Annotated in this window: 9 protein-coding genes; 4 read left to right on the top strand and 5 right to left on the bottom strand. The window is 60.5% G+C overall.

Annotation, left to right across the window (positions count from 1 at the left end; all coding sequences use genetic code 11):
* Positions 1 to 100: 100 nt before the first annotated feature.
* The 5 genes from Q0J81_RS08530 to Q0J81_RS08510 form a co-directional block, all read right to left on the bottom strand.
* Complete coding sequence (locus tag Q0J81_RS08530; RefSeq protein WP_294447193.1) at positions 101 to 568, bottom strand: periplasmic heavy metal sensor; 468 nt, start codon at positions 566 to 568, stop codon at positions 101 to 103.
* Between the two features lie 450 nt (positions 569 to 1,018).
* The gene (locus tag Q0J81_RS08525; protein ID WP_294447192.1) at positions 1,019 to 1,915 is read right to left on the bottom strand and encodes a DMT family transporter; all 897 of its coding nucleotides are present in this window, start codon (positions 1,913 to 1,915) and stop codon (positions 1,019 to 1,021) included.
* 266 nt (positions 1,916 to 2,181) lie between these two features.
* A complete protein-coding gene (gene uvrC / locus Q0J81_RS08520) occupies positions 2,182 to 4,278 on the bottom strand; it encodes an excinuclease ABC subunit UvrC (RefSeq protein ID WP_294447196.1) in 2,097 nt (698 codons plus the stop codon).
* Positions 4,279 to 4,286: 8 nt separating this feature from the next.
* Complete coding sequence (gene purF / locus Q0J81_RS08515) at positions 4,287 to 5,705, bottom strand: amidophosphoribosyltransferase (protein WP_294447190.1); 1,419 nt, start codon at positions 5,703 to 5,705, stop codon at positions 4,287 to 4,289.
* Positions 5,706 to 5,767: 62 nt separating this feature from the next.
* Positions 5,768 to 6,499 carry an NYN domain-containing protein gene (locus Q0J81_RS08510; protein WP_294447189.1) on the bottom strand — a complete coding sequence of 244 codons (732 nt, stop codon included), beginning with the start codon at positions 6,497 to 6,499 and terminating at the stop codon, positions 5,768 to 5,770.
* 466 nt (positions 6,500 to 6,965) lie between these two features.
* Here Q0J81_RS08510 and dut point away from each other — a divergent pair, with 466 nt between their 5' ends.
* The 4 genes from dut to Q0J81_RS08490 all read left to right on the top strand — a co-directional run.
* The gene (gene dut / locus Q0J81_RS08505; RefSeq protein ID WP_294447186.1) at positions 6,966 to 7,424 is read left to right on the top strand and encodes a dUTP diphosphatase; all 459 of its coding nucleotides are present in this window, start codon (positions 6,966 to 6,968) and stop codon (positions 7,422 to 7,424) included.
* Positions 7,425 to 7,448: 24 nt separating this feature from the next.
* The gene (locus Q0J81_RS08500) at positions 7,449 to 8,033 is read left to right on the top strand and encodes an HD domain-containing protein (RefSeq protein ID WP_294447185.1); all 585 of its coding nucleotides are present in this window, start codon (positions 7,449 to 7,451) and stop codon (positions 8,031 to 8,033) included.
* A 9-nt stretch (positions 8,034 to 8,042) separates the two neighbouring features.
* Positions 8,043 to 8,960, top strand: a complete 918-nt coding sequence (locus tag Q0J81_RS08495; protein WP_294447194.1) for a D-alanine--D-alanine ligase — start codon at positions 8,043 to 8,045, stop codon at positions 8,958 to 8,960.
* Positions 8,961 to 9,596: 636 nt separating this feature from the next.
* The coding region (locus Q0J81_RS08490; protein WP_294447184.1) for a Glu/Leu/Phe/Val dehydrogenase dimerization domain-containing protein at positions 9,597 to 9,916 on the top strand (320 nt) is incomplete at its 3' end.

Here is a 9,916-nt window from a genome sequence, read left to right as displayed (position 1 = left end):
ATCCATCTGAGCGGAAGAAAGGTAAAAAAGAGTGGACATAGAAACCTCCATATCCATACTTATCCTTTTTTGACGTCATTGGAAATAATGAGTCCTGAGCCTAGCGGTTGTATCCGCGGCCCATGCCCTGACCCATGCCCATGCCGTGGCCGCGATGGCCGTATCCGTCATGATGACGGAACTGGGGGAGGGGCAGGCCGGCCTTGTCCATCTTGGCATAGAAGTCGTCGTTCACGGTGCGGATCTGGGTCTGAATCTTGGAGATGTCGGAGGCAAGCTGACGCAGTTCCGTGGGGGTGGCGTTGGGATTGCGGGAAAGAGCGTTCAGGGTCATGCGCTTTTCCATGAGGCTGTCGCGCAGAGGCGCAAGGGCGGCGTAGTGTTCTTCGTGCAGCTTGGTGAACTGAGCCTTCTGCTCATCGGTGAGGTTGGGCAGAGCCGGGCAGGAAGCGGGCACCTGACCGTTGTAGCCGTGTCCCTGGAAACCGGGGTAGGCCATGGCGGCAACGGGAAGGGAGGCGGCAAACATGACGGCGGCGAGAGCGGCGGCGATGGTCTTTCTGGTCATGGAGAGTTCCTTTTGAATGAATGATGAAGTGAGGAAGGAATGATTGTGAAACATGATGTGGACCACGGGTTCAGTATATAGGCAGCGGTGCGATTTCTGTCACGTTTCAAACTCTTTCGCGTTTTGTTGCCGGCGGAAACGCGGGAGAGGCTATTCGGCAACAGTGCGTAAGACTGGAGCGCTGAACGGCGATTTTGGGGCAACTGGCGAAGGCGGCAAGGCGGGTCTCCGCTCTTCGCATCCTGGTCCGTCATCGTCCTGCCGGGCGGATGCTGTGCCGAGCCTCAATGTAATGACGCGGAAGAAAAGGAGCTTTGGGGAAGGTCTGGCCGGTGGGCGTTTTTTGCCGTCATGTTTCCTTATCTTTCCGCACGGTCTCAGAAAAGGTTTGAGACGGAGAAAAAAAAGCGGATTTTTTTGCGAGAGGCGGGAAAACGGCGGAAGCGTCCGTCATTTTGAGGCTTGCAGACGGCCTTTTTTGAGCCGTTGCACGAGCTGGGGGCCGGCCATGACGAGCAGTACGGCAAGGCAGATGACGGCCACGCCTGCGAAAACGCCCGCGGTGGCGGGCTCGTCGAAGACGAGAATGCCCACGGTGACGGCGGTGAGGGGCTCCATGACGCCGAGTATCGACGTCATGGTCGAGCCTATGCGCTGAATGGCCAGAACGAGGGTGAGATTGGACACGGCGGCGGTGACCACGGCGAGCAGCACGGCGAGCGCGGCTTCGCTCCAGGAGTGCAGCCATACGAACGTGTCGGAGACAAGCGCGTTCACAAGAGATGCCAGCATGCCGAAGAACAGCACCCAGAAGGTGATGCTGAGTCCGGAAATGCTGCGTATGCGGGCGACGTGCAGCCCGGAGATGTAAACGGCGTTGCACAGGGCGGAAACAAGCAGCAGCGTTATGCCCCTTGCGCTGACGGCGCCCTCTCCTTCGCCGCCGCTCAGAAGGAACACGCCCAGAATGGCGAGCGCCACGGAAGAGGCGGTGATGAGGGAGGGCTTTTCGTGAAAGAACACGATCATGATGATCATGACCATGAGCGGGTAGAGAAACTGCAGCGTGGAGGCCACGCCGCTCGGCAGGTAATGGAAGCCCTGAAACATGAGCAGCGCGGCAAGAGCGTACATGACGCTGAGCACGGCCAGACGCACGAGTTCCCGCGCGGGCGCGGCCAGTCGTTCGTGACGGAGCACGGGAATGGGAAAAATGGCCAGCGCACCGAAAAGAAAGCGATAGAACAGCACGCATTCCGCAGCCATGCCGTCGTGCATGAGCGGCAGGCTGAACAGGGGAATGAGGCCGAACGCGGCGGAAGAGACAAGCGCGAGAAGAAAGCCCATGGCGGCCTCCGTGGTCATGGTCGTCGGAGAGACACGGAACAGGCCTGCGGAAAACGCTGCCGAAAAGGCCTGCCCGGCTGCGGCCCTGCCGCGTGATGCCGGCCCCGGGCGACGCAGATGATGCCGGCGCAGAGCATATATCATGGAAGACGGACGCCGTGAAGAGCGGCGCATCTCTTTTCAGAAGGAGAGCATGAGTGCCGAATTCCCGGAAGGCGGGCGATGCCGGGCCGGAGGGCTCGGCCCGGGAGATATTTCTGACCGTGCTAGAGCTTTTTAAGGGCGTCCATGATGGCTTCGGCCTTCTTGTTCCCTATGCCCGGCAGCTCCATGAGCCGGGAGAGGGACGCGGCCTTCATGTCGGCAACCGAGTCGAAGTGTTCCCAGAGAAGCTGGGCGGTCTTCATGCCTATGCCGGGAAGCTGCCGAAGCTCACCGCTGAAGGCCTGTCTGGCACGGGCCTGCCGGTGCCTGCCGATGGAAAAGTCGTGCGCCGCGTCGCGCACCACCTGAAGAAACAGCAGTTCCGGACAGCCTTCGCGCAGCGGCAGCGGGTTGCTTCTGCCCGGCACGAAGATGCGGTCGGCCACGTTGCCCGCACGGCGGTCGGCATGGCCGCGCTCGTCTCTGGCCTTGGCTATGCCCGCAAGAAGAAAGGGCAGACGACCGTCCTCGTCCGCGGCAAGCTCTTCGCCGAGAATCCTGTGCACGGCGGCAAGCTGGCCGCGTCCGCCGTCGATGAGCAGAAGGTCGGGCCAGGGTTCGCCGTGCTCAAGGCGCTTTTTCGCCCAGATGGAAAGCGCGGCGTAGTCGTCGCCGCCCGCGCCTTCGATGTTCCAGACGCGATAATCTTCCTTGAGGGGGCGACCGTCCTCGTAGATCACCGCGCCCACCTTGGTGGACTCGCCGCCGGTGTGGGACACGTCGGCGCATTCCACGCGGACCACGGGTCTGTCGAAGTGGAAGACGGCGGCCAGCTTGTCCGCCAGCGAGGCGTCCCTTCTGTTTTTGGCGGATTCGCGGGCGTTGCTGCGCGCCATGTCCAGAAGATGGCGTTCCTCCTCGTTCCTCGGCACGGTCAGGCGTACCGGTCCTCCGCGAAGCTCGGTGAGCACGGCTTCCAGCGCTTCCTGTCCTGTTTCGCCGTCTTCCCCGCTGTCCGGGGAGGCGTTGCGCCTGTCCTGTTCGGCAAGCAGCGCCGCGGCCTGTTCCATGAGCGAGGGAGCGCGGACGGGCTTTGCGCCGGAATCGGCGCTTTTTGCCGCGTCAAGGGTGTCTTCGCCCAGAAAGCAGGGCGTGACGCCGCCGCCCACGAGAAAGGGCGAACCCATGCTTGCCGAGGCGTGCGGTGCGACGAGCGCGCTTTCCGAATCCACGGCAAGCGCGCTTTTTGAAAGACCGGCTTCCCAGGGAAGATAGGGCAGCACGATGCGGGGAGGAATGGAGCGTTCCGCCTGATAGAACTGGCCGAGAAAGCTCCACAGAAGTTCCGAGGCGTCCTCCAGACCGAGCCCCGGCCAGAAAAAGGCGCTGCGGTCCTGCACGAGGCCGTGGCGCACGAACACCACGCCGAGGGCGAGACCGTCGGGCATGCTCACGAGACCGAGCACGTCCATGTCGCCTCCGCTCTGAAGCACGATGGCCTGCTTTTCCACGGTTTTTTCTATGGCGCGTATCTGGTCGCGCAGCGAGGCCGCCCGCTCGAACTCCAGATTCTCGGAAGCCTCTTCCATGGCCTTTTTCAGCATGTCCACAAGTTCCGTGGACTTGCCGGAGAGCAGGAGCGTGACGCGCCTTGTCAGGTCGGCATAGGCCTCGGCCGTGATTTCTCCGGTGCAGGGGGCCGAGCAGAGATGAATGTGATGGTAGAGACAGGGCGTCTGTCTGTTCTTCATGGCCCTGTCGGAACAGCGGCGCAGAGGAAAGATGCGGTGGATGGTCTTCCACGTTTCGCGCGCGGCAAGTCCGGCGGTGAAGGGACCGAAATATCGAGCGCCGTCGCGTTTTTTCATGCGACGGACGATTTCCAGCCGCGGAAAGGGCTCCCTTTCCGAAAGGCGGAACATGACGTACTGCTTGTCGTCGCGCAGGCAGATGTTGTAGTGCGGCCGATGCTTCTTGATGAGGCTGGCTTCGAGAAGAAGCGCCTCCTTTTCCGTGGTGGTGGTAAGAAATTCTATGCCCGCCGCGCGGCCTATCATGGCTGCGGTCTTGGCCGTGAGCTGATCGGCGGGGCGGAAGTAGGAGAGCACGCGCCTGCGCAGGTTGCGGGCCTTGCCCACATAGATGATGCGCCCCCCGGCGTCCTTATAAATATAGACGCCGGGGGTCGCGGGAATGGCGGAAGGGGCGGGACGCTCCATCACGGCTTTTATCCCTGGAAGCGGACGTCGCCCTTGCGGTGATATTCCAGGGACATCTTGTCCCGTACCTCAGGCAGGGGCGTGGGGTAGTCGCCGGTGAAGCAGGCCGTGCAGTAGTGCTCGGGGTGCGACACGGAAGAGAGCAGCCCTTCAAGGGACAGATAGTGCAGGGAGTCGAGTCCCAGCATTTCCGCTATCTGCTCGGGCGAGTACTTCGTGGCGATGAGATCGTTCGGCGAAGGAAAGTCGATGCCGTAGAAGCAGGGGAACTTGATGGGCGGGCTGCTCACGCGAAAATGCACGGCCTTCGCGCCGAGTTCGCGCAGCTTGGCCACGCGGGTGCGTATGGTCGTGCCGCGCACTATGGAGTCGTCCACCACATAGAGGCTCCTGTTTTCTATCATGGAGCGCACGGGGTTGATCTTCACGCGAACGCTGAACTGACGCATGCTCTGCGAGGGCTGAATGAAGGTACGGCCCACATAGTGGTTTCGTATGAGGGCGTGCTCGTAGGGGACGCCCGCTTCCTGCGCCACGCCGAGAGAGGCGTAGATGCCGGAGTCCGGGAAGGGAATGACGCATTCGGCGTCGGCCATGGACTCGCGTATGAGGTGACGGCCCATGCACTTGCGGCACTGGTAGGCGTCTTCTCCGAAGATGCGCGAGTCGGGACGGGCGAAGTACACAAGCTCGAAGATGCACTGACGTATGGGCATTTCTTCCTCGCGCAGACGCACGCTGCGATACTCGAGCGCTCCGGGCTCCACGATGATCATTTCTCCCGGATTCACCTCTCTCACATATTCCGCTTCGAGCAGGTCAAAGGCGCAGCTTTCCGAGGCGAACACCCATGAGCTGCCGAGCCTTGCCATGCTGAGAGGATGAAAACCGTGCGGATCGCGCACGGCATAGATGCGCCCCTCGCTCAGAATGAGCAGACTGTAGGCGCCCTCCACCTTGCGGCAGGCCGTGATGATGGCCTCTTCAAGGGAGCCGCAGGTCAGCGCCCTTGCGATGAGATGCACGAAAATTTCACTGTCGATGGTGGTCTGAAAGATGCAGCCGTCGTTTTCCAGCTCGCGGCGCAGGGCCGCGGCGTTGGTGAGATTGCCGTTATGGGCCAGAGCCAGCTGAACGCCGTTTCTCACGCGCACGAGCAGAGGCTGCGCGTTGCGCAGTTGCGGCTTGCCCGTGGTGGAGTAGCGGACGTGCCCGATGGCCGTTTCGCCGGTGAGATGCCGGAGATCTTCTTCCCTGAACACGTCAGGCACGAGTCCCATGCCGACGTGCAGATGGGAGGAGCCTTCACGCTCGTCCCACGAAACGATACCCGCGCTTTCCTGGCCGCGATGCTGCAGCGCATACAGACCGAAGTAGGCGAGCCGGGCGGCGTCTTCATGACCGGTGATGCCGAAAATACCGCACATGTGCCCTCCTTGAGGCAGAAATCAGAACGGCCTGCCCGTAGTCCGGGCAGGCCGCAGTGGTTTTATTCTTCGTGTTCCGTGCCCTCGTGCGCTTCAGGCTCGGGGCAGGGATTGTATTCCTTGGGGTCGTCGAAAATGTGGATGCCGTGAGGGTAGTTGGCATGCTGCGGGCGGGGCAGCTTGTTGCACACGTAGTCCACGTGCTCGCGCAGATCCTCGGCGGCGCGGGTCCACAGAGGGTCGAGCACCACCTTGATGCCTTCTTCCCTGGCCAGCTTCACGGCGGGCACGTAGTCGGCGTCGTTGGCCACGATGACGAGCCTGTCGGTCTGATGCTTGTAGGCCAGGGCGGCGATGTCGAGGCCGAGGAGCATGTCCACGCCCTTCTGACGGATGTCGGGATAGATGTCGCTCGCCTGAATGTCGTTCACGCTGATTTCTCCGGCCATGAGCTCGCCGAGACGATTGGCGTCGAGCTGCCACTGTCCGGCCTGCCAGGCGGAACGGCCGAGGCGGAGGGTGATTTCAGGCGTCACGCGCAGAGACTGCAGAAACTGCTGCTTGCGCGCAATGAGCGGCGTCTGGGAGAAATCCATGGGGCCGCTCAGAGGATGTTCGCCCTTGCCGGTGAAGGGAAGAGCGTCATAGAAGAGAATGCGGCCCACGGTTTCGCCGGGGATGAGGTGGGAGAGGCAGTGGCGGCGTATGCCCTGCCCGTCGAAGTAAAAAGCCTTCAGCGAAATGATGCGCTTGCGCATGAATTCGCCATCTACGACAAAAGTGACACGAGACATTCTAGCAACCTTTTTTTTACCGGACGCAGCCGATCGTGGATATAGGGTTCAAGCCATGGACGTTTTACCTGGTTTCCCAATGAATGGAAACGGCGAAAGAAGGACGATAGTGTCAGCGGGCCCTTCTGTCAAGAATGCAATAAAGAGTGAGGGTTCCGTGTCACGGCGGGGAAGTGCGCAGCCGGATGGCCGTGAGGAGCCCTGGGGCAGGGCTTTTCACGGGGCGTCCGGGATCGTTTTTTTTCGGGAACGGCCAGCCCCGGCGCGAGATTCCGGAAAGTGCCGCTTTGCAGCTGGTGCAGGATGCCAGAAGCGTTTTTTTTCGGACTGCCCGCTCGGGGAACGGCTTCGGCGGGAACTTGCCCCCGTCGCGGCTTCGGGATATTCTTTTTTGCTTCATGCGGCAGAGCCGCGCGCGGGCAGGGCTCTGCCGTCCGCGTCCATTCATGTCAGAGAGGTTCCGGTCATGGCCAGTGTCGACGTTTGTTATCTCAGAAATGCCGCCGGGTTGTACGGCGAAGGGCTCGGCTATGCCACGCCGGAGTCTGCGGGCATGGATCTGCGTGCCTGCTTCGATGAGGACGAAATCATCATCCGTCCCGGGGAGCGTGCCGAAGTGCCTTCGGGCGTGAGCGTGGAGCCCCGCGTTCCGGGCGTGGCGGGATTCATCTATTCCCGCAGCGGACTCGGTGCGGTGAAGGGGCTGGTGGTGGCCCAGGGCGTGGGTGTCGTGGATGCCGACTACCGGGGAGAAATCGTCGTGTGGCTGCTCAACACGTCGGACAGGCCGATTCTCGTTGAGCGCGGAGAGCGGGTGGCGCAGCTCGTGTTTCAGCCGGTGTGCCGCCTTGAACCCCGCACGGTGGAGTCCCTTTCCGAAACGACGCGCGGCAGCGGAGGCTTCGGCCATACCGGCCGTGCATGATTCTTTTATTTTCGAGGTGAGCTCATGTTGCCTGCTCTTGAATTTCCTGCGGATCCTGCCTGGTTTGTGCCCGATGAGGAGCATTGTGCCCTGTTGTGGGACAAGTATGACATGATGCCGAACATACGCGAACACTGCCGCGGCGTGGCCCGCGTGGCCGTGGAAATAGTCCGCCGGGCGGAAGCGCGCGGCGTCATTCCCGAGAGCAGACCGCTCACCGTGCCTCTGGCGCGGGCCGCGGCTCTTCTGCACGATCTGGCCAAAAGCTACACCATCCGTCACGGGGGCAGCCACGCCCAGCTCGGCTCGGCCTGGGTGCGGGAAGAGACGGGAAATCCCCTGCTGGCGCAGGCCGTGCTTTTTCATGTGGAATGGCCGTGGAGCGGCACCGGCATGGACGACGTGAAGGACCCCATGCGTCTGCCCGTCATCGTGGCATATGCCGACAAGCGCGTGCGCCACTCCGAAGTGGTGTCCATAAAGGAACGATTCGACGATCTTCTCGTCCGCTACGGCATAAGCCCCGACAAGGTGGACAACATCGCCGCCAACTATGCTCATGTACAGGCCGTGGAGCAGGCCATATTCGACAGGGTAGGGATCATTTAGATGAAAGGAATGCGCATTCTTCTTGTTGCCGGCGGCTGGTCCACGGAGCGGGAGATTTCTCTTAAAGGAGCGGCGTCCATTGCCGCCGCGCTTCGCGAGCGGGGCCATGACGTGACGCTGTTTGACCTTTCCGAAGGCTTCGACAGGCTGCTGGAGCTTGCGGAAAAGCATGACGCGGCTTTTCTCAATCTGCACGGACAACCCGGTGAGGACGGTCTTGTGCAGGCCATTCTTGACCGTGCGGGCTGTCCCTATCAGGGCAGCGGGCCAGCCGGCTCCTTTCTTGCCCTGAACAAGGCCGCCGGCAAGGCGCTTTTTCGCCTTGCGGGCATTCGTACGCCCGACTACGAGTTTCTTCCCGTCCGCCCCGGTGCGGACTGGAAGTGTTCCCTTCCCTTTCCTCTTTTCGTCAAGTCCAATACCGGCGGCTCCAGCATCGACCTTTTCCGCGTGAACGATGAGGCGGAGCTGAAAGACGCGCTCGACAAGCTTTTTGCCCTGCATCAGGAAGTGCTCATTGAAACGCTTATTCCCGGACAGGAAGTGACCTGCGGCGTGGTGGGCCGCGAGGGAGAGGAGAGGGCACTTGCGCCGGTGCTCATCGTGCCGAAGAGAGAGTTTTTTGACTTCCATGACAAGTATGCCGCCGACGGCGCGGCGGAAATATGCCCCGCGCCCCTTTCCGCCGAACTGACGGCAAAAGTGCAGGAGGCGGCCGTTGCCGCCCATCGCTGCCTGGGACTTTCCGGATACAGCCGCACCGATTTTCGTCTGACGGATGAGGGTGAGCTGTTCGCGCTGGAGGTGAACACGCTGCCCGGCATGACGGACGCGAGCCTCGTGCCCAAGGAGGCCGCCGCCGAAGGCATGGCGTTCGGCGAGCTTCTGGAACTGCTGCTTTCCTATGCCATGGACAGAAAGGCCTGACAGGTTCGGCCGTCCGACGTTCGCCGGACGGCCTTTTTCTTCCGCCGGCTGATGCACGCCGGCGGAGCGATTCCCGAGTTTGCCGCCCGGACCTTCTGCGCTTTTGCCGATGGTGTCCGGGACTCAAGTGTCCCTTTTCGGCAGAGCGACGCAAAAGTCTTGCGGCAGAAGACAGAACCTCAATGTTCTCCGCTGCTTCGTAAGGGCTGCGGAGATTTTTTTTTGCTTTTTTCCGCGCAATGCCTCCGCAGGGCACGGCGGAGCGGCAGGAGAGACTCCGAAGCAGTCCGGGGCGTGTGCTACAAAATTGAAACGAAGACGTTTTTTTATGGGCGAAGAAAACGACGATAAAAAACAAAAATGTAACAATATAACTATTTGAAAATATTGAATAAAAAATAAAATTCATTTTACAAAAATGTAAAAACTAATTAAAACAATGAATAAGATAACAAATAAAATTTCGTTTTTGTCAAAAAAAGAGGTTGATTCTCAGAAAAAATAGAGATACGTCGATAGACGTCAACGTCGGAACAGGTTTGTTTTTGACAAAAATGTATTATCCTGGTCCCGGCGGGTGATTGTTGGACATTTTTGGGGCGCTTCCCCTTCCGTCATTTAAAGGAGCATAGAGTCATGGGTAACAGTTACGTGCAGAGCGTCGTGGAAAACGTACGCGCCAAGAATCCTCATCAGCCGGAATTTCTGCAGGCCGTGGAAGAAGTGCTCTTCTCCATGCAGCCCCTTTTCGACAGAGAATCCAAGTATCAGGAAAACGCCATTCTTGAGCGCATCGTCGTACCCGAACGCCTTGTGGAATTCCGCGTGGCCTGGACCGACGACAAGGGACGCGTTCAGGTGAACAACGGTTACCGCGTCCAGTTCAACTCCGCCATCGGACCGTACAAGGGCGGTCTGCGCTTCCATCCCAGCGTGAACCAGAGCATTCTGAAGTT

Source organism: uncultured Mailhella sp. (assembly GCF_944324575.1).
In the GTDB taxonomy this organism is placed as follows: Bacteria; Desulfobacterota; Desulfovibrionia; order Desulfovibrionales; family Desulfovibrionaceae; genus Mailhella.
This window is presented reverse-complemented; position numbering and strand designations above follow the sequence as displayed.